Genomic DNA, 17,853 nt, shown 5'->3' with positions numbered 1-17,853 from the left:
GGGTGTGATCTTTCGCCGGTATCAGCGGTACTTGGCATCAGCTGCCTTGGCAGCCGCGATTTCGGGTTCGTACTTGTCACCAACGGCCAGCAACATATCCTTGGTGAAGTACAGGTCACCACGTTTTTCACCGTGGTACTCGAGAATCTGCGTTTCAACGATGGCATCGACCGGGCAAGCCTCTTCGCAGAAGCCGCAGAAGATGCATTTGGTCAGGTCGATGTCGTATCGGGTCGTCCGACGCGTACCGTCTTCGCGCTCGGCCGCTTCGATGGTGATGGCCATCGCTGGGCAAACCGCCTCGCACAATTTGCAGGCGATGCAGCGCTCTTCACCGTTTTCGTAACGGCGCTGGGCGTGCAGGCCACGGAAGCGCGGCGAGAGCGGCGTCTTCTCTTCAGGAAACTGAATCGTGACCTTCTTGCGGAACAGGTAGCGGCCGGTCAGGGCCATGCCCTTGCCCAACTCCCAGAGCATGAAGCTCTTGAAGAAGTCGCGCAGGGAAAAAGGTGCAACAGCTGCAGTGGACATGATGGATGCTTTCTCCCCGATTTATTTCCAAGGATTCCAGGAATCCGACTGAATCAGAAAGCCCACGAGGAGCAGCCAGACCAGCGTGACGGGAATGAAAATCTTCCAGCCCAGACGCATGATCTGGTCGTAACGGAAGCGCGGGAACGTGGCACGGATCCAGATGAACAGGGACACCACCACGAAAGTCTTGATGCCCAGCCAGATCCAGCCTGGAATCGTCATCCAGTCTGGCAACAGACCGACAGGCAGGGAGAAAGGTGCCTGCCAGCCGCCCAGGAACATCAGCACGGCCAGAATGGAGACCAGCCACATGCTGGCGTATTCCGCCAGGAAGAAGATGGCAAAGCCCATGCCCGAGTACTCGACCATGTGACCGGCCACGATTTCCGCCTCACCCTCGACCACGTCAAACGGGTGACGGTTGGTCTCGGCCACGCCGGAGATCAGGTAGACGACGAAGATGGGCAGCAGCGGCACCCAGTTCCAGCCCATGAAATCCAGACCCAGGCTGCGCCAGAACTGCGCCCAGGCGCCGTTCTCCTGCACCGCCACGATTTCACCAAGGTTCAGGCTGCCGGCGGTCATGACCACGATCAGGAAACAGAACCCGATCGCAATCTCGTAGCTCACCATCTGGGCCGACGCGCGAAGCGCACCCAGGAAAGGGTACTTGGAGTTGGACGCCCAGCCAGCGATGATCACGCCATAGACTTCGATGGAGGTGATGGCCAGAATGACCAGCAGGCCCGCATTCACGTCCGCAATGACGGCCTCTGGACCAAACGGAATCACCACCCATGCAGCCAGCGCCGGCATGATGGCCATCACCGGCCCCAGACGGAACAGACCGTTGGAGGCCGCTGACGGGCGAATCAGCTCTTTGGTCAGCAGCTTGAAGGCGTCAGCAATTGGCTGCAACAAGCCGAACGGACCCACACGGTTGGGACCGAGACGAACCTGCATGAAGCCCAGGTAGCGTCGCTCCCACAGCGTGAGGTAAGCCACGGCGCCCATGAGCGGGGCCAGCACAGCCACGATCTTGATCAGGCTCCAGATCACGGGCCAGGCCGCTGCCGTCCACCAGGAGGCGTCGATCAGGCCGAGGCCGGCGTTGTACATCGCTTCGATCATGCCTGGGCTCCTCGAGCGTCTTTCGTCTTTTGCAGGGATGGCGCACGACGCACCAGCGAATCCAGCTGGTAGATCGTTGCCACGCAGGGGGCTGCGCTTGCCGGCGTCAGATCGGCGGCCGCAGCTGCCGCGCCGCTGTCGCCGTTGGACAGCCGGGCTGCTGGCACTTGCTCACCGTTGACAACGCCAGGCAGAGCAGAAGCCAGAACCGCCTGCGAGGAGTCGGCATCAAAGCCAGACAACTCCAGCAGGTTGCCCAGTACGCGCAACACCTTCCAGGCGGGACGGGTCTCACCCAGCGGCCGGACCACAGCATTGAAACTCTGCAGGCGCCCTTCTGCGTTGACGAAACTGCCAGACGTCTCCGTGAAAGGTGCCACCGGCAGCAGCACGTCGCTGATGTCCAGGTTGGTCTTGAACGGGCTGAGCGTGACCACCATCTCGGCGGCGGCCAGCGCATCGCCTGCCACTGCCGTGTCTGCACCGGGCTCAACGCCCAGCAGCAAAGCTGCCTTGAGCGCACCGGGTGCGAGCATCTGGCTGGCATTGAGGCCGGCAGCTTGTGGCTGTGCACCCACCAGCTGCGCGCCCACCGTGTTCGCCGCTTCGGTGAGGTAACCCACCTTGGCGCCAGTTTCCTGGGCGATCCAGTTGGCCAGAGCCAGCAGGCTGGAAGCCTTTTCGTGATGAGCAGCGGCATTGCCCAGCAGCACTGCCTTGTTCTCGCCCTTGAGCAGAGACTTGGCCACGGCCTTGGCAGCATCCGTTGTTTCAACGGCCACTGGTGCCGGAACACCTTTCTCCTGCGCCACAGCCACCGCAATGCCAGCCAATGCTTTGCCCCAGTCGCCCGCAGGCACCTGGCTGACCGACGCCAGCGGCATGGCCCAGTCCACAGCACCGTTCGTCAATGCGTGGATCTTGCCGCCCCTGCGGGCTGACTGACGGATGCGCTGTGCAAACAGCGGGTGATCCTTGCGCAGGTTGGAACCCAGGATCAGCGCAGCGGACAGGTGCGAAAGGTCTTCAATCGCCAGGCCCAGCCAACGAGCTTTGCCTGCGGCAACGGCGTTCTTGAAATCGGCGTGGCGCAAGCGGGCATCGATGTTGTCGCTGCCCAGGCCGCGCACCAGTGCGCCGGCCAGTGCCAGTTCTTCCACCGTGCTGTGCGGACTGGCCAGAACACCCAGCGCGTTGGAGCCGTGGTCGTTCTTGATCTGGCGCAGGCCGTTGGCCACGTATTCCAGAGCCGTCTGCCAGTCGACTTCTTTCCATTCGCCGCCCTGCTTGAGCATGGGTTGCGTCAGGCGATCTTCGCCGTTGAGCGCTTCGTAAGAGAAACGATCGCGGTCGGCGATCCAGCACTCGTTCACAGCTTCGTTCTCGAAGGGCACCACGCGCATGGCCTGATGGTTCTTGACCTGCACCACGAGGTTGGCACCGGTGGAGTCGTGCGGGCTGACCGTCTTGCGGCGCGACAGTTCCCAGGTGCGGGCGCTGTAGCGGAATGGCTTACTGGTCAAGGCGCCCACAGGGCAGATGTCGATCATGTTGCCGGACAGCTCGGAGTCCACCGTGCGGCCGACAAAAGTTTCGATCTCGGCGTGCTCACCACGGTGAGACATGCCCAGCTCCATGTCGCCAGCGATTTCCTGACCGAAACGGACGCAGCGCGTGCAGTGGATGCAACGGCTCATCTCTTCCATGGAGATCAGTGGACCCACGTTCTTGTGGAACACCACGCGCTTCTCTTCTTCGTAGCGCGAGCTGCCGCCGCCGTAGCCCACAGCCAGATCCTGCAGCTGACACTCACCGCCCTGGTCGCAGATGGGGCAATCCAGCGGGTGGTTGATCAGCAGGAACTCCATGACCGATTGCTGGGCCTTGATGGCCTTCTCGGACTTGGTGCGAACGATCATGCCCTGCGTCACAGGCGTGGCGCAGGCCGGCATGGCCTTGGGGGCCTTTTCCACGTCCACCAGGCACATGCGGCAGTTGGCGGCGATGGAGAGTTTCTTGTGGTAGCAGAAGTGCGGGATGTAGGTGCCAGCCTTCTCGGCCGCATGCATCACCATGCTGCCTGGCGGCACTTCTACCTTCTGTCCGTCGAGTTCGATTTCAACCATGTTGTTTCCCGAATTCACACCTGTGCAGATGCCGGTTCTTCTGTGCGGATCCTGGCCGCAAACTCATGCCGGAAATGTTTGAGCATGGCGCGCACCGGCATGGCGGCGGCGTCACCAAGCGCACAAATCGTGCGGCCCATGATGTTCTCGGCCACGTTATCGAGCAGGTCCATGTCTTCCGGACGGCCTTCGCCACGGTTGATACGGTCCACCAGGCGCCACAGCCAGCCGGTACCTTCCCGGCAGGGGGTGCACTGGCCGCAGGACTCGTGCATGTAGAAATAGGACAGTCGCTGCAGGGAGTCGACCATGTCGCGCGAATCGTCCATGACGATCACGGCGCCCGAACCCAGCATGGAGCCAGCCTTGGCGATGGAGTCGTAATCCATCGTGCACTCCATGATGATGTCCGCAGGCAGCACAGGCGAAGACGATCCGCCTGGAATCACGGCCTTGAGCTGGCGGCCGGTGCGCACACCACCTGCGAGCTCGAGCAACTTGGAGAACGGGGTGCCCATGGGCACCTCAAAGTTGCCCGGGTTGTTGACGTCGCCACTGACCGAGAAGATCTTGGTGCCGCCATTGTTGGGCTTGCCGCAGGCCAGGTAGGCAGCGCCACCGTTGCGGATGATCCATGGAACGGCCGCAAAGGTCTCGGTGTTGTTGATGGTGGTGGGCTTGCCGTACAGGCCAAAGCTGGCCGGGAATGGCGGCTTGAAGCGCGGCTGGCCTTTCTTGCCCTCCAGCGATTCGAGCAGCGCCGTTTCCTCGCCGCAGATGTAGGCACCGAAGCCATGGTGCGCATGCAACTGGAAGCTGAAGTTGCTGCCAAAGAGGTTGTCGCCGAGATAGCCCGCTGCGCGCGCCTCTTCCAGCGCGGCTTCGAAGCGCTCGTACACCTCGAAGATCTCGCCGTGGATGTAGTTGTAACCCACGCTGATGCCCATCGCGTATGCCGCGATCGCCATGCCTTCGATGACGATGTGCGGGTTGAACATCAGGATGTCACGGTCTTTGCAAGTGCCTGGCTCGCCCTCATCCGAGTTGCAGACCAGATACTTCTGGCCCGGAAACTGGCGAGGCATGAAGCTCCACTTCAGGCCGGTCGGGAAGCCTGCACCACCACGACCGCGCAGTGCCGATTCCTTGACCTCGGCGATGACCTCATCCTGGGTCATGCCTGCGCCACCGTCCTTGCCCAGGATCTTGCGCAAGGCCTGGTAGCCACCGCGGGCTTCGTAGTCCTTGATTGACCAGTTGCTGCCGTTCAGGCCGGCATAGATCTGGGGTTCGATGTTGCGCTCGTGAAAGCAGGTCTCCACGCCGGTGGAGCTGAATTGGTCGAGTACTTGCTGGGCGTTCATCACTTGCCCTCCGCGGCCTTGAGGCCGTCAATGAGCTGGTCGAGCTTGTCGGTGCTCATGAAGCTGCACATCTTGCGGTCGTTGACCAGCATGGTCGGTGCGTCCGCGCAGGCCCCCAGGCACTCGCATTGCTGCAGTGTGAACATGCCATCGGCCGTGGTCTCGCCCATGTTGATGCCCAGGCGTTTGGCCAGATGTGCCAGCGCCTCATTGCCACCGCGCAGCTGGCAAGGCAGGTTGGTACAGACGTTGAGCTTGTACTTGCCCACCGGCTGCTGGTTGTACATGTTGTAGAAGGTAGTGACTTCGTGCACCGCCATCGGAGCGATCTCGAGATACTCGGCAATGGCCTGCTCTGCCTCGCGGCTCACAAAGCCCTGCTCCTGCTGCACGATCGACAGGCAAGCCATCACGGCCGACTGCTTGTGCTCTGCTGGGTACTTGGCCACTTCGCGATCGAAGCGAGCACGGGTGGCATCGCTCAGGGTCATCGCCGTGACCGCTTGCGGTGCTGAAGAATGACTGGCGCTCATCGGTCAATCTCTCCGAAAACAATGTCCATGGTGCCGATGATCGCCACCGCGTCGGCCAGCATGTGGCCTTTGGCCATTTCATCCATCGTGGCCAGGTGGGCGAAGCCGGGGGCCCGGATCTTCAGGCGGTAAGGCTTGTTCGCACCGTCGCTGACCATGTAGATGCCGAACTCGCCTTTCGGGTGTTCGACAGCAGCGTACGCCTGACCTTCCGGTACGTGGAAGCCTTCGGTGAAGAGCTTGAAGTGGTGGATCAGCTCTTCCATGCTCGACTTCATCGACTCGCGCGATGGCGGCGCCACCTTGTGGTTGTCGGTGATCACCGGGCCGGGGTTGGCACGCAACCAGTTCACGCACTGCTTGATGATGCGGTTGGACTGCTTCATCTCTTCCATGCGGACGAGATAGCGGTCGTAGGTATCGCCCGTCTTGCCGACCGGGACGTCGAAATCCACCTGATCGTAGACATCGTAGGGCTGCTTCTTGCGCAGGTCCCAGGCGATGCCCGAGCCACGCAGCATGGGGCCGGTCATGCCCAGGTTCAAGGCACGCTCAGGCGTGACCACACCAATGCCCACCGTGCGCTGCTTCCAGATGCGGTTGTCGGTCAGCAGCGTGTGGTATTCCTCCAGGTACTTGGGGAAGCGCTGCGTGAAGTCGTCGATGAAGTCCAGCAACGAACCCTTGCGGTTTTCGTTGAGGGCTGCCACACCGGCCGCATTGCGCACCTTGCTGGCGGTGTACTGCGGCATGGAGTCAGGCAGGTCGCGGTACACGCCGCCTGGACGGAAGTACGCTGCGTGCATGCGGGCGCCGGAGACGGCCTCGTACATGTCGAACAGGTCTTCACGCTCGCGGAACGCGTAGATCAGGATGGTCGAGCTGCCGCAGTCGTTACCGTGCGAACCCAGCCACATCAGGTGGTTGAGCAGGCGGGTGATCTCGCTGAACATCACTCGGATGTACTGCGCGCGGATGGGCACCTCAATGCCGAGCAGCTTTTCGATGGCCAGGCAGTAGGCGTGCTCGTTGCACATCATGGACACATAGTCCAGACGATCCATGTAGGGAAGCGACTGGATGAAGGTCTTGTGCTCTGCCAGCTTTTCGGTCGCGCGGTGCAGCAGGCCGATGTGCGGGTCAGCCCGCTCGACCACTTCACCGTCCAGCTCCAGCACCAGGCGCAGCACGCCGTGCGCGGCCGGGTGTTGAGGACCGAAGTTCAGGGTGTAGTTCTTGATTTCTGCCATGTCTTGTCCGCCTCAGGCGCCAGCCTTCAGTGCAGGCCTCCGTAGTTGTCTTCACGGATGACTCGCGGCGTGATTTCGCGCGGCTCGATCGTGACCGGCTCGTAGACCACGCGCGCGCGTTCGGCGTCGTAGCGCATCTCGACATTGCCGGAGAGCGGGAAGTCCTTGCGGAAGGGGTGCCCGATGAAGCCGTAGTCGGTCAGGATGCGGCGCAGGTCGTTGTGACCTTCAAAGACCACACCATAGAGATCGAACGCCTCGCGCTCATACCAGTTGGCCGAATTCCAGATGGTCGTCACCGAAGGGACCACCGGGAAATCGTCATCAGCGGCAAACACGCGAACGCGCAGACGCTGGTTGAGGCTGACCGACAGCAAGTGACTGATGGCAGCAAAGCGCAACCCATCCCATCGGCCATCACCATAGGCCGAATAGTCGATACCGCACAAGTCGATCAACTGCTCGAACCGGGTGGCCTCATGGTCACGCAGCGTCTGCATGGCTTCGAAATAGTCCGCAGCCTTGATGGTGACCGTGACTTCTTCGTGCTGAATGTCGATCGACTGGGCTTTGTCTCCCAGCGCAGCTTGAACCGCTTGCTGGATCTGCTCAGCCGTGACAGCCGTTTTGCTTGCGTTTTCGCTCATACCAGTGGAGTCTTTCGCTTGAATCCCGGTCCCGCCCTCAGGCGCGGGCGATGGTGTTGGTGCGACGGATCTTCTGCTGCAGCTGGATGATCCCGTAGATCAGCGCCTCGGCAGTGGGGGGACAGCCTGGCACATAGACATCCACTGGAACAATGCGGTCACAGCCTCGCACCACCGAATAGCTGTAGTGGTAGTAACCACCGCCATTGGCACAGGAGCCCATGGAGATCACCCAGCGTGGCTCTGCCATCTGGTCGTAGACCTTGCGCAATGCGGGCGCCATCTTGTTGCACAGCGTGCCGGCAACAATCATCAGATCCGACTGACGGGGACTGGCACGGAACACCTCGGCGCCGAAGCGCGCGATGTCATAGCGAGCTGCCGCCGCATGCATCATCTCGACCGCGCAGCAGGCGAGGCCGAAAGTCATGGGCCACAGCGAACCCGTCTTGGCCCAGTTAACCACGGAGTCGTAGCTCGTGGTAACGAAGCCTTCCTTGAAAACACCTTCAATCATGAACAGCTCCTGTGCACGCGCAGCCTGCAGCCACGCGAAGCCCGAGGTCGGGCAGGACGGCGGGAGTTACTCCCAGTCCAGCGCGCCTTTTTTCCACGCGTAGATGAAACCTACGAGCAGATCAAAAAGGAAGATCACGCCTGACCAGAAACCGTGAGAGCCAATGTCGGTCAATGCGACGGCCCAGGGAACCAGAAAAGCGATCTCGAGGTCGAAAAGAATGAAGAGGATGGCCACCAGGTAGTAGCGGACATCGAACTTCATGCGAGCGTCTTCGAAAGCTTCGAAGCCGCATTCGTAGGGAGAATTCTTTTCTGGGTCCGGGCGATTGGGGCCCAGGATGAAGCCCAGTACTTGCGGAATGATGCCTACGGCAACCCCGACCAGAATGAACAGGAGGACGGGAAGGTATTGCTCAAGACTCATCGTGTGTATTCCGCTGGCATGGCCCGCGAAGCGGGCCACGTTGGCTAAATCTGGTGCCGACGGCGAGACTCGAACTCGCACAGCTTTCGCCACTACCCCCTCAAGATAGCGTGTCTACCAATTTCACCACGTCGGCTTAGGGTCTGCTTTGAGCGACCTGCGAGGTTCAATGCAGGTCTTGCTGACAACCTAGGAGTTTACCCTGAAACAGAGCAAAATTTCGAGCAAACTCTCATTTTGAACAGTAATTTTTTTTCGTCTTGGTTCTGGCGATCGGATGATCGCCAAAACGCAAGCGAAAGTGTTCACTGGCCAGGGATCTGAGCGGCTCCGGATGGCGCTTCAGTGGATTCCTTCTGGGCCGCAGGCTCGTCTGTCACGGCCGCAGGCGCAGTAACGGCGCCGGTTTCAGCTGGCTGCGCCGTCTCTGCAGGTGCCGATGGCGCTGCGCCTTCCAGGACCGACCCCGTGGACGCCGCAGGTGCAGACTGGTTGCCCAGATAGGCCAGCGCCAGCGTGGCGACCAGAAACACGGTTGCCAGAACAGCCGTGGTGCGTGAAAGAAAGTTAGCACCACCCGTGGCACCGAACAGGCTGGCAGAACCGGCACCGCCGCCAAAGGCTGCTCCGGCATCAGCACCTTTACCGTGTTGCATCAGGATAAGGCCGATCATGCCAATGGCTGCCAGCAACTGGACAACCTGAAGAATGGACAGAAATGCGTTCATGTTTGCTCCGTTGGAAGAGGTGGACGGCAGACTTCAGCCGGCCGCCCGAACAATTTGCAGAAAATCTGCAGCCTTGAGAGAGGCGCCGCCAATCAGGCCACCGTCGATATCAGGCTGCGAAAGCAGGCTGGCAGCATTGGCTGCGTTCATGCTGCCGCCGTAGAGAATCTGGACACGCTCCGGGTGCTCGGATGCCGCTGCGATCTGGGCACGAAGAACAGCGTGAACCTGCTGCGCCTGCTCCGGCGTGGCGGTCTTGCCCGTCCCGATGGCCCAGACTGGCTCGTAGGCCACTACGATCTCGCTGATGCAATGGCCGACCGCGTGAATCACGGCTGCCAGCTGACGCTTGACCACAGCTTCGGTTTCGTTGGCTTCACGTTGCGCCAGGGTTTCGCCGACACAGACAATGGGCGTGATGCCGGCGTTCAATGCGCGCTGAGCCTTGGTCGCCACGGCCTCATCGGTCTCGCCATGGTATTGGCGACGCTCGGAATGCCCAACAATGGCGTAACGGCATTCAAAGTCGCGCAGCATGGTGGCGCTGATCTCGCCGGTGAATGCACCCTTTTCCTGGGCGGACACATCTTGAGAACCCCAGGCGATCGGGCTGCCCTTGAGCAAGGACTGCAGTTGTCCCAGGTACAGCGCCGGCGAGCACAAGGCCACATTGCAAGAAGGAGTGCCGATATCGGCGAGCATGGCTTTGACCAGTGCTTCGTTGGAAGCGAGGTCACCATTCATTTTCCAGTTGCCTGCGATCAGTTTCTTCATCTCTTTTTTCTCCTCGACGCCTGGCATTCACCAGGTGAGCACAATCTTGCCGATGTGCTTGTTCGACTCCATGAGCGCATGCGCCTTGTCGGCATCCGCTGCCGGCATGACCGAGTGAATGACCGGTTTGATCTTTCCGTCGGCAAACATGGGCCACACCTTCTCGCGCAATGCACTGGCAATCTGCGCCTTGAAGGCAACGGGCCGCGGCCGCAGCGTTGCGCCAGTGATGACAAGGCGCCGCCGCAGCACGAGGCCGGCATTGAAGCCCGCGTTGACACCACCTTGCACGGCGATGATCACCAGCCGGCCATCTTCGGCCAGGCACTCCACTTCTCGAGCGACGTAGTCCCCGGCGACCATGTCCAGAATGACGTTCACACCCTGGCCGTCCGTCAGTGCCTTGGCCTCTTCCACGAAGTCCTGCGACTTGTAGTTGATGGCGTGGTCGGCGCCGAGTGCCAGGCATGCCTGGCACTTCTCTTCAGAGCCTGCCGTGACGATGACGCGGGCACCAAAGGCCTTGCCCAGCTGAATGGCCGTGACGCCGATGCCGCTGCTGCCACCCTGGATCAGCAAGGTCTCGCCCGGCTGAAGCCTGGCGCGATCGAACACATTGCTCCAGACGGTGAAGTAGGTTTCGGGCAGCGAAGCCGCCGCGACGTCATCCAGTCCTTCCGGAACAGGCAGACACTGCGCCACCGGGGCGACGCACAACTGGGCGTAGCCACCACCAGCGACCAGTGCACAGACACGATCGCCGACAGCCAGGCCGGCCTCGGCCAGCGCCTGTGCATCACCCGCTTCGATCACGCCAGCCACTTCGAGGCCGGGAAGATCAGAGGCGCCAGGTGGCGGCGGATAGAACCCGGCGCGCTGCAGGACGTCTGGCCGGTTGATGCCAAAGGCACTGACGCGGATCAGTGCCTCACCCTCGCCTGCGACAGGCACCGGGCGCTCGGCAACGCGGAGCACCTCTGGCGCACCGAAGCTGCTGATTTCAATGGCTTTCATGGACATGTGGCGACAGGTCTCTCGAGCTTCCAATGGCTGAAGCACGGAAAGGCAGCGGCTGCCACCTCTCCGGCCTGCACCGATTACTGCTGCTGCTGTTGCTGCTGCTGCTCGGCAGCAGGGGCAGCATTGCGGTCGATCAGCGCCTTCATGGACAGCTTGACGCGGCCCTTGTCGTCGGTCTCGAGGACTTTGACCTTGATCACCTGACCTTCCTTGAGGTAGTCGGTGACCTTCTCAACGCGCTCGTGGGCGATCTGGCTGATGTGCAGCAGACCATCCTTGCCGGGCAGCAGGTTGACCAGTGCGCCGAAGTCCAGAATCTTGGTGATCGGGCCTTCGTAGACCTTGCCCACTTCCACTTCGGCGGTGAGCTCTTCGATGCGGCGCTTGGCCTCTTCCGCCTTGTCGCCGTCAGTCGAGGCGATGGTGATGGTGCCGTCTTCGGCGATGTCGATCTGGGTACCGGTCTCTTCCGTCAGGGCACGGATGGTGGCGCCGCCCTTGCCGATCACGTCGCGGATGCGCTCCGGATTGATCTTCATGGTGTACAGACGAGGCGCGAAGCTGGAGATCTCGGTGTTGGCTTCGCTCATGGCTTCCTGCATCTTGCCCAGGATGTGCATGCGAGCTTCCTTGGCCTGAGCCAGTGCCACCTGCATGATTTCCTTGGTGATGCCCTGGATCTTGATGTCCATTTGCAAAGCGGTCACGCCATTGGTGGTACCAGCCACCTTGAAGTCCATGTCGCCGAGGTGGTCCTCGTCACCCAGGATGTCGGTCAGCACCGCGAATCGGTTGCCGTCCTTGATCAGGCCCATGGCGATACCCGCCACGTGGGCTTTCATCGGCACGCCGGCGTCCATCAGGGCCAGGCAGCCGCCGCAGACGGAAGCCATGGAAGAAGAACCGTTGGACTCGGTGATCTCGGAGACCACACGGATGGTGTACGGGAAATCGTCCTTGCTCGGCAGTGCGGCGATCAGTGCGCGCTTGGCCAGACGGCCGTGGCCGATTTCGCGACGCTTGGGGCTGCCCACGCGACCGGTTTCGCCGGTGGCGAACGGAGGCATGTTGTAGTGGAGCATGAAGCGGTCTTCGAATTCGCCAGCCAGGGCGTCGATACGCTGGGCATCGCGGTCGGTACCGAGCGTGGCCACCACGAGGGCCTGGGTTTCACCACGGGTGAACAGGGCCGAGCCATGGGTGCGTGGCAGCACGCCGTTGCGGATTTCGATGGGGCGAACGGTGCGGGTGTCGCGACCGTCGATGCGTGGCTCGCCGGCCAGAATCTGGCCACGAACGATTTCAGCTTCAACGTCGTGCAACAGACCTTCGACCTTGACGCTGTCGAACTCGACACCGGCTTCGGTCAGGCCAGCCATGACGGCGGCGTAGGCTTCGCGGCAAGCCTGGGTGCGGGCTTGCTTGTTGCGGATCTGGTAGGCAGCGACCAGCTTCTCTTTGCCCAGGCCTTCGACCTTGGCGATGAGATCTTCGTCGCGGACCGGGGCTTCCCAGGTCCACTCGGGCTTGCCAGCCTCGCGCACCAGGTCGTTGATGGCGTTGATGGCGATGTTGCCCTGCTCGTGGCCGAACACGACGGCGCTGAGCATCACATCTTCAGGCAACTGATCGGCTTCGGATTCCACCATCAGCACGGCAGCTTCGGTGCCAGCCACGATCAGGTCCAGCTTGGAGTTCTTGCGCTCGGTCTGGCCAGGGTTGAGCACGTACTCACCATTGACGTAACCCACGCGAGCGGCGCCAATCGGGCCGTTGAACGGGATGCCGCTGACGGCCAGCGCAGCGCTGGTGCCGATCATGGCGGCGATGTCGGCATCAACTTCAGGGTTGAGCGAGACGGTGTGGATGACCACCTGGACTTCGTTGAAGAAGCCTTCAGGGAACAGTGGGCGAATGGGGCGGTCGATCAGGCGGCTGGTCAGCGTTTCGAGTTCGCTGGGGCGGCCTTCGCGCTTGAAGAAGCTGCCAGGGATCTTACCGGCGGCGTAGGTCTTCTCGATGTAGTCGACGGTCAGGGGAAAGAAATCCTGGCCGGGCTTGGCTTCCTTCTTGGCGACCACGGTGGCCAGCACCACGGTGCCTTCCATGTCCACCAGCACGGCGCCGCTGGACTGGCGAGCGATTTCGCCGGTTTCCATGGTGACCGAATGCTGGCCCCACTGGAAGGTCTTGGTGACTTTGTTGAACATCGTCATGGTTATCTCCTTTGGGTCTGAGTGTCCCGGCGCCATCGCTTGGCGCGCGAGAGCATCAGATGTCGCGTGCGGCTATGCCACACAACTGATGGTGGAGAGTCGGCTCAGAAAACGATGCCATTCCAGAGGGGCTCCCCCGCCGCTGGAGGGGGAAAGTCGCTCTGGAATGACACAGCTTCGATCTGCAGTCAGGCTCTCCGGCGATACATGGAGCCTGCCAACAAACAAAAGCGCCCGAGCCAGCGAACCAACTCAGGCGTTTTGACTGTGTGCAGGTGCTCCGTGTGGATTACTTGCGCAGGCCCAGCTTCTGGATCAGAGCAAGGTAACGGTTGGCATCCTTGGACTTGAGGTAGTCCAGCAGCTTGCGACGGCGGCTGACCATGCGCAGCAGGCCGCGACGACCGTGGTGGTCTTTCTTGTTCTGCTGGAAGTGCGGGGTCAACTCGTTGATGCGAGCGGTCAGGATGGCCACTTGAACTTCTGGGCTGCCAGTGTCGTTGGCGCTACGGGCGTTGTCTTTGATGACACCGGCCTTGACGGTTTGGTCGATCATGATGATTCCTTCAATGGACTTGCGTCCTGAGGCAGCCATTCCCCTCCGATTGGGGGCGCCGCTTCAGGCGTGATATTGCCGGCCAGATAGACGCGGCAGCCTTTGATTATAGCCCAGCCCTTACAAACGAGCAAAATTCCGCCACAGTGCGACTGACGGGCGCTCAGGAGAAGCTCAGGGACGGCGAATTTCCAGTGCAAATGCCCCATTGGTCACCGCCCACGTGGTCTGGCGCCCTTCTGACGCTTCATCATGGATGGTGCCACTGAAGGTGCCCCGCATGATGCCGTCTGACACACCTGTGACCGTCACCTTGAAGTCCATCTCGGGCCCAACACCCGAAATATAGTGCTCGTTTTCCTTGGGGCTGTAGCGAAAGCTGGGGCCCAGCTCGCTTTCCTGATAGGTCTTGCCTTTGACGCCGCTGGCGTCGATGAGCTGTATGCCTATGGACGGGTAGGTCTGGCTGCCCTGCACGGCGCCGGCCGTCAGCAAGCCGTCTGCCTTGCCCTGGTACGGGTAAAGGGCTGCCACAGCGAACTGGCGGTATTCCACCGTCCTGCCGTTGATATTGGCCCGCATGAACAAATCCCCGGAGCCGCTACCTCCACCGTCATCGCTAGCGCCCCCGCCACAGGCGGCGAGCAGGCCTGCAGCCAGCACCAGCGCGGCGAGCAACTCTGCGCCGACTCGCCATGGGCTGGGCGAGCGTCGGGAAATGGAACGAGATGACATGGCGAACCCCCTCAATGGGCAAAGTTAATGGGCAAAGTAGAGAACAGGAACAGGCGAAACTGGCGGACACAGGCAAAGCACCGCCCTGCCCGGCCATTGGGCACAAACCTGGGCGTCAGAAAACAGGACGAAGGAGCCGAAGAAGCCGGACCAGATGCAGTGCTGGTCAGGGAACGCCAGGAGCGCTGGTCTTCAAGGGCTTGCGCGCCACGATGAATGGGCGCACATCCTTGCCTTTGGAGGCATGCCATTCGACCGACAGAACCTCGAACCCTGCCTGACGGATGGCACTCTCGAGTTCGCTGGCGTCGAACACCTGGACGGGTGGCGCCTTGCCCAATGCCTTCATCACAGGCAGGGCGATCCAGTGGAGCAAGGGGTTCATCAGGCCGAGACAAGGTGTCTTGGAGATAAAGAGGCCTCCCGGCTTCAGGGCGCTCGACATGGACGACAGGGCGCCGGCGAGGTCGTCTACAAGATGAAGCAGGTTGAACGCCAGCACCGCATCGAATGCCTCTTCTGCATGACAGGGGGCGTCCGCATCTGCCACCGCAAAACGCAAATTGGCCAGGGGGCGGGCTGCCAGCTTTTCCCGGGCGATGGCGATCATCTCGTCAGAGACATCCGTGGACAGCATCTGACCGACACCGGGCGCCAGCCGGAGCGCTGTGGAGCCAGTGCCGCATCCGATTTCCAGCACTTGCTGCGAAGGCGAAAGCAGTGCCAGTACTCGCTTGAGGGACCGCTCATAGCCAGCTTCGTCCGCGATCGCACTTGCTGCGTATTTGCGAGCAATTCGATCCCAGAACACAGCTTTTTCAAAGCTCCCCGGACCCATGGGGGCTTTAGGCGGTGAGGAGATGGCAGGGTTCGTCGGCATGTTCGTTTCAATCCGGTTCGAGAGTGGTGAAGGCAGGCCACAGATCATCTCGATTGACCTCCGGCTCAGTCAGGCCACCGGCGCTGAAGTCTTCAGCGGCAATGACATTCAATGCCTGTCATCGTATCCATGCATCAGATTTGATGGAATTGCGATAAATTGCAGATTTGTTATGCAATAACGCATAAGCACCTGAAAACGCGAAGGAAAAGACCTTGGACTGGAATCACTTGCGCGCCTTTCTGGAGACTGCCCAGACCGGATCGCTTTCGGCGGCAGCCCGCAAGCTCGGGCTCTCCCAGCCGACTCTGAGCCGGCAGGTGGCGTGCATCGAGCAAGACCTTGGGGTCACCCTGTTCGAACGCGTGGGCAAGTCCATGGTGCTGACGGACACTGGTCTTGACCTGCTGGAGCACGCCAAAGCCATGGGCATCGCTGCCAATGAACTCGGCCTGGCCGCCACCGGTCGGTCGCAGATGGTGGAAGGAACGGTGTCAGTGTCCGCCACCGATGCTGTTGCAGCCTACCTTCTGCCACCATTGATTCGCTCACTTCGAGAAAGCGCGCCAGGAATATCGATTGATCTGGTCTCGTCCAACACGCTCAGTGACTTGCGGCGTCGCGAGGCCGACATCGCGGTCAGGCACGTGCGGCCAGAGGAGCCGGATCTGATCGGGCGCCTGTTGCGCGAAGCGACGGCCAGTTTCTATGCGTCAAAGGCCTGGGTCGCCATGAACGGGCACCCACGCACCGCAGCGGACGCAGCACAGCATGACTTCATCGGTTCGGACCGGACAGGGAACTACCTCGCCTACATGCAGCAGCATGGGTTGCCCATCACCGAAGCGAGTTTCAGTTGTTATGCAGATCACTCAGTGGCCAATTGGGCGCTGATGCAACAAGGCCTGGGCATCGCGGTCATGATGGATGAGATGGCCAGGGCGACCCCTGACGTCGTCAGGGTGCTGGACGATGTGCCGGCGGTGAAATTTCCGGTCTGGCTGGTCACGCACCGGGAGTTGCGCACCTCACGTCGCATTCGTCTTGTGTTTGACTGGCTGGCCGAAGGACTGAGCACACCAGCCGAGACATAGGCCGAGTCGAGCAGTTTTCCACATCACTGGCGGCTGAGCCACGCTGACAGGCGATCAACGCCTTGCGCCAGCCGCGCCACATCGTGGCTGGCGAAGCACCAGCGCAACCAGCCCTTGGCTTCGTCACCGAATGCACTGCCGGGTGCCAGTCCAAGCCCCGCCTCTCTGACCAGCCGCTTGGCGGTGGTGAGGCAGTCGGGGTGCGCGTCCAGTCGGAAGAAGGCGTACATCCCGCCCAATGGTGACGCCACCTGAACGCCAGGGACCTCTTGCAGCAGCGGCAGGAGCGTGTCCCTGCAATGGCGGAGATGACGCACCAAAGGTGGCGTGATGCTCTCTTCATGTTGCAGGGCAACCATGGCGCCCCGCTGAACGAACACGGGCGAGCACGAGGTGTTGAATTCGATGAGCTTGGCCACCTGCGCAGTGAGACTGGCCGGCAGGACCATCCAGCCCAGACGCCAACCTGTCATCAGAAAGCTCTTGGAGAAACTGTGGATGACGATGAGGCGCTCGTCGGGTTCGGCGATATCGAGAAAACTGGGTGATGATGCCCCCTGCCCTGCGCCGCCGGCGCGGTTCACCGGCACCGATGAATGATGATCCGGGTAATACAAGCGCTCATAAACCTCGTCAGCCAGAACCCAGGTGCCGGTGCGGCGGCAATGGTCGAGGATGGTTTGCTGTTCTGCGGGGGTCAGCGTCCAGCCGGTGGGGTTGTTGGGTGCGTTGAGGATGAGCAGTCGCGTCTGCGGTGTGATGGCATCGAGCAGGCGGTCCATGTCGAGCTGCCAGGCACCGGCATTCGGACCGCCCTGCACAGGTTGCAAGGGCACTGTGACCATGTCGGCGCCCATGATTCTGGGCTGTGCAATCAGATTGGGCCACACCGGTGTGACCCCGACCACGCGGTCGCCAGCGTCGACCAGGGTCTGACAGGCCAGCATCAGACCGTTGACGCCACCAGCCGTGACCGCAATGCGATCGAACCAGTGGCCGGTGTCATGCCGTGGATGCAGCACGTGGGTATAGCCGGCAATCGCATGCCGCAACTCTGGCAGACCCAGATTCTGCGCATAAAACGTTTCGCCAGCCTGCAAGGAAGCTGCCGCTGCATCACGAATGACTGCAGGGGTGACCTCGTCACTCTCGCCAAACCAGAAGCGCAGAACATCCGGGAGGCCCAGGCCTTCGTTGGCCACCTCCCGGATACGCGATTCCTGCAATTGTTCTACCACTGACCGCATGGCAATGCCTTTCCCGGGACACAAGACCCATGCCCTGAGCTGACCGGCAAGCCACTCGAACGCGGCCGGGTCAAT

At 61.3% G+C, this 17,853-nt stretch carries 18 protein-coding genes and 1 tRNA gene; 1 reads left to right on the top strand and 18 read right to left on the bottom strand.

Annotation, left to right across the window (positions count from 1 at the left end; genetic code table 11):
- Positions 1–21: 21 nt before the first annotated feature.
- The 17 genes from nuoI to ABWV89_RS09425 all read right to left on the bottom strand — a co-directional run bounded on the left by nuoI (position 22) and on the right by ABWV89_RS09425 (position 15,437).
- Complete coding sequence (gene nuoI, locus ABWV89_RS09505; protein WP_353396023.1) at positions 22–531, bottom strand: NADH-quinone oxidoreductase subunit NuoI; 510 nt, start codon at positions 529–531, stop codon at positions 22–24.
- 21 nt (positions 532–552) lie between these two features.
- Positions 553–1,665, bottom strand: a complete 1,113-nt coding sequence (nuoH, locus tag ABWV89_RS09500; protein WP_353396022.1) for an NADH-quinone oxidoreductase subunit NuoH — start codon at positions 1,663–1,665, stop codon at positions 553–555.
- Positions 1,662–3,791 (bottom strand): NADH-quinone oxidoreductase subunit NuoG, encoded by a 2,130-nt coding sequence (gene nuoG / locus ABWV89_RS09495; RefSeq protein ID WP_353396021.1) that lies wholly within the window; start codon positions 3,789–3,791, stop codon positions 1,662–1,664. Before nuoG ends, nuoH begins: the two co-directional genes overlap by 4 nt.
- Before the next feature lie 14 nt (positions 3,792–3,805).
- Positions 3,806–5,155: an NADH-quinone oxidoreductase subunit NuoF gene (gene nuoF / locus ABWV89_RS09490; RefSeq protein ID WP_353396020.1), complete on the bottom strand. Its 1,350-nt coding sequence runs from the start codon at positions 5,153–5,155 to the stop codon at positions 3,806–3,808.
- A complete protein-coding gene (nuoE, locus tag ABWV89_RS09485; RefSeq protein ID WP_353396019.1) occupies positions 5,155–5,688 on the bottom strand; it encodes an NADH-quinone oxidoreductase subunit NuoE in 534 nt (177 codons plus the stop codon). The genes nuoF and nuoE overlap by 1 nt, the downstream gene beginning before the upstream one ends.
- Complete coding sequence (locus ABWV89_RS09480; protein WP_353396018.1) at positions 5,685–6,938, bottom strand: NADH-quinone oxidoreductase subunit D; 1,254 nt, start codon at positions 6,936–6,938, stop codon at positions 5,685–5,687. The genes nuoE and ABWV89_RS09480 overlap by 4 nt, the downstream gene beginning before the upstream one ends.
- 26 nt (positions 6,939–6,964) lie before the next feature.
- Positions 6,965–7,585 (bottom strand): NADH-quinone oxidoreductase subunit C, encoded by a 621-nt coding sequence (locus tag ABWV89_RS09475; RefSeq protein ID WP_353396017.1) that lies wholly within the window; start codon positions 7,583–7,585, stop codon positions 6,965–6,967.
- A gap of 37 nt (positions 7,586–7,622) precedes the next feature.
- Positions 7,623–8,102 carry a NuoB/complex I 20 kDa subunit family protein gene (locus ABWV89_RS09470; RefSeq protein WP_353396016.1) on the bottom strand — a complete coding sequence of 160 codons (480 nt, stop codon included), beginning with the start codon at positions 8,100–8,102 and terminating at the stop codon, positions 7,623–7,625.
- Positions 8,103–8,168: 66 nt separating this feature from the next.
- Positions 8,169–8,528 carry an NADH-quinone oxidoreductase subunit A gene (locus ABWV89_RS09465; RefSeq protein WP_353396015.1) on the bottom strand — a complete coding sequence of 120 codons (360 nt, stop codon included), beginning with the start codon at positions 8,526–8,528 and terminating at the stop codon, positions 8,169–8,171.
- Between the two features lie 51 nt (positions 8,529–8,579).
- A tRNA-Leu gene (locus tag ABWV89_RS09460) sits at positions 8,580–8,664 on the bottom strand.
- Between the two features lie 169 nt (positions 8,665–8,833).
- Positions 8,834–9,256, bottom strand: coding sequence for a preprotein translocase subunit SecG (secG, locus tag ABWV89_RS09455; protein ID WP_353396014.1), 423 nt, complete (start codon positions 9,254–9,256; stop codon positions 8,834–8,836).
- 33 nt (positions 9,257–9,289) lie between these two features.
- Positions 9,290–10,030 carry a triose-phosphate isomerase gene (gene tpiA, locus ABWV89_RS09450; RefSeq protein WP_353396013.1) on the bottom strand — a complete coding sequence of 247 codons (741 nt, stop codon included), beginning with the start codon at positions 10,028–10,030 and terminating at the stop codon, positions 9,290–9,292.
- Between the two features lie 27 nt (positions 10,031–10,057).
- Positions 10,058–11,044 carry an NAD(P)H-quinone oxidoreductase gene (locus ABWV89_RS09445; RefSeq protein ID WP_353396080.1) on the bottom strand — a complete coding sequence of 329 codons (987 nt, stop codon included), beginning with the start codon at positions 11,042–11,044 and terminating at the stop codon, positions 10,058–10,060.
- An 83-nt stretch (positions 11,045–11,127) separates the two neighbouring features.
- The gene (gene pnp, locus ABWV89_RS09440; protein WP_353396012.1) at positions 11,128–13,266 is read right to left on the bottom strand and encodes a polyribonucleotide nucleotidyltransferase; all 2,139 of its coding nucleotides are present in this window, start codon (positions 13,264–13,266) and stop codon (positions 11,128–11,130) included.
- A 289-nt stretch (positions 13,267–13,555) separates the two neighbouring features.
- Positions 13,556–13,822: a 30S ribosomal protein S15 gene (gene rpsO, locus ABWV89_RS09435; protein ID WP_353396011.1), complete on the bottom strand. Its 267-nt coding sequence runs from the start codon at positions 13,820–13,822 to the stop codon at positions 13,556–13,558.
- A 174-nt stretch (positions 13,823–13,996) separates the two neighbouring features.
- Entirely contained in the window at positions 13,997–14,557 is a 561-nt protein-coding gene (locus ABWV89_RS09430) for a hypothetical protein (RefSeq protein WP_353396010.1), read from the bottom strand.
- A 166-nt stretch (positions 14,558–14,723) separates the two neighbouring features.
- On the bottom strand, positions 14,724–15,437 hold the full coding sequence (locus ABWV89_RS09425) for a class I SAM-dependent methyltransferase (RefSeq protein WP_353396009.1): 714 nt from the start codon (positions 15,435–15,437) through the stop codon (positions 14,724–14,726).
- A gap of 215 nt (positions 15,438–15,652) precedes the next feature.
- Here ABWV89_RS09425 and ABWV89_RS09420 point away from each other — a divergent pair, with 215 nt between their 5' ends.
- A complete protein-coding gene (locus ABWV89_RS09420) occupies positions 15,653–16,531 on the top strand; it encodes a LysR family transcriptional regulator (protein ID WP_353396008.1) in 879 nt (292 codons plus the stop codon).
- 23 nt (positions 16,532–16,554) lie between these two features.
- On the opposite strand, the gene ABWV89_RS09415 is transcribed toward ABWV89_RS09420, so the two are convergent.
- Positions 16,555–17,778: a pyridoxal phosphate-dependent aminotransferase gene (locus tag ABWV89_RS09415; RefSeq protein ID WP_353396007.1), complete on the bottom strand. Its 1,224-nt coding sequence runs from the start codon at positions 17,776–17,778 to the stop codon at positions 16,555–16,557.
- Positions 17,779–17,853: the final 75 nt, after the last annotated feature.

Origin of the sequence: Hydrogenophaga sp. 5NK40-0174 (assembly GCF_040372165.1) — a bacterium.
GTDB lineage: Bacteria > Pseudomonadota > Gammaproteobacteria > Burkholderiales > Burkholderiaceae_C > Hydrogenophaga.
The sequence above is the reverse complement of the archived record's forward strand: the minus strand, read 5'-3'. Positions and strand labels throughout refer to the sequence as shown.

Coding starts and splice junctions, on each gene's coding strand:
- nuoI (WP_353396023.1), bottom strand. CDS start 531: ATGTCCACTGCAGCTGTTGCACCTTTTTCCCTGCGCGACTTCTTCAAG.
- nuoH (WP_353396022.1), bottom strand. CDS start 1,665: ATGATCGAAGCGATGTACAACGCCGGCCTCGGCCTGATCGACGCCTCC.
- nuoG (WP_353396021.1), bottom strand. CDS start 3,791: ATGGTTGAAATCGAACTCGACGGACAGAAGGTAGAAGTGCCGCCAGGC.
- nuoF (WP_353396020.1), bottom strand. CDS start 5,155: ATGAACGCCCAGCAAGTACTCGACCAATTCAGCTCCACCGGCGTGGAG.
- nuoE (WP_353396019.1), bottom strand. CDS start 5,688: ATGAGCGCCAGTCATTCTTCAGCACCGCAAGCGGTCACGGCGATGACC.
- ABWV89_RS09480 (WP_353396018.1), bottom strand. CDS start 6,938: ATGGCAGAAATCAAGAACTACACCCTGAACTTCGGTCCTCAACACCCG.
- ABWV89_RS09475 (WP_353396017.1), bottom strand. CDS start 7,585: ATGAGCGAAAACGCAAGCAAAACGGCTGTCACGGCTGAGCAGATCCAG.
- ABWV89_RS09470 (WP_353396016.1), bottom strand. CDS start 8,102: ATGATTGAAGGTGTTTTCAAGGAAGGCTTCGTTACCACGAGCTACGAC.
- ABWV89_RS09465 (WP_353396015.1), bottom strand. CDS start 8,528: ATGAGTCTTGAGCAATACCTTCCCGTCCTCCTGTTCATTCTGGTCGGG.
- secG (WP_353396014.1), bottom strand. CDS start 9,256: ATGAACGCATTTCTGTCCATTCTTCAGGTTGTCCAGTTGCTGGCAGCC.
- tpiA (WP_353396013.1), bottom strand. CDS start 10,030: ATGAAGAAACTGATCGCAGGCAACTGGAAAATGAATGGTGACCTCGCT.
- ABWV89_RS09445 (WP_353396080.1), bottom strand. CDS start 11,044: ATGAAAGCCATTGAAATCAGCAGCTTCGGTGCGCCAGAGGTGCTCCGC.
- pnp (WP_353396012.1), bottom strand. CDS start 13,266: ATGACGATGTTCAACAAAGTCACCAAGACCTTCCAGTGGGGCCAGCAT.
- rpsO (WP_353396011.1), bottom strand. CDS start 13,822: ATGATCGACCAAACCGTCAAGGCCGGTGTCATCAAAGACAACGCCCGT.
- ABWV89_RS09430 (WP_353396010.1), bottom strand. CDS start 14,557: ATGTCATCTCGTTCCATTTCCCGACGCTCGCCCAGCCCATGGCGAGTC.
- ABWV89_RS09425 (WP_353396009.1), bottom strand. CDS start 15,437: ATGCCGACGAACCCTGCCATCTCCTCACCGCCTAAAGCCCCCATGGGT.
- ABWV89_RS09415 (WP_353396007.1), bottom strand. CDS start 17,778: ATGCGGTCAGTGGTAGAACAATTGCAGGAATCGCGTATCCGGGAGGTG.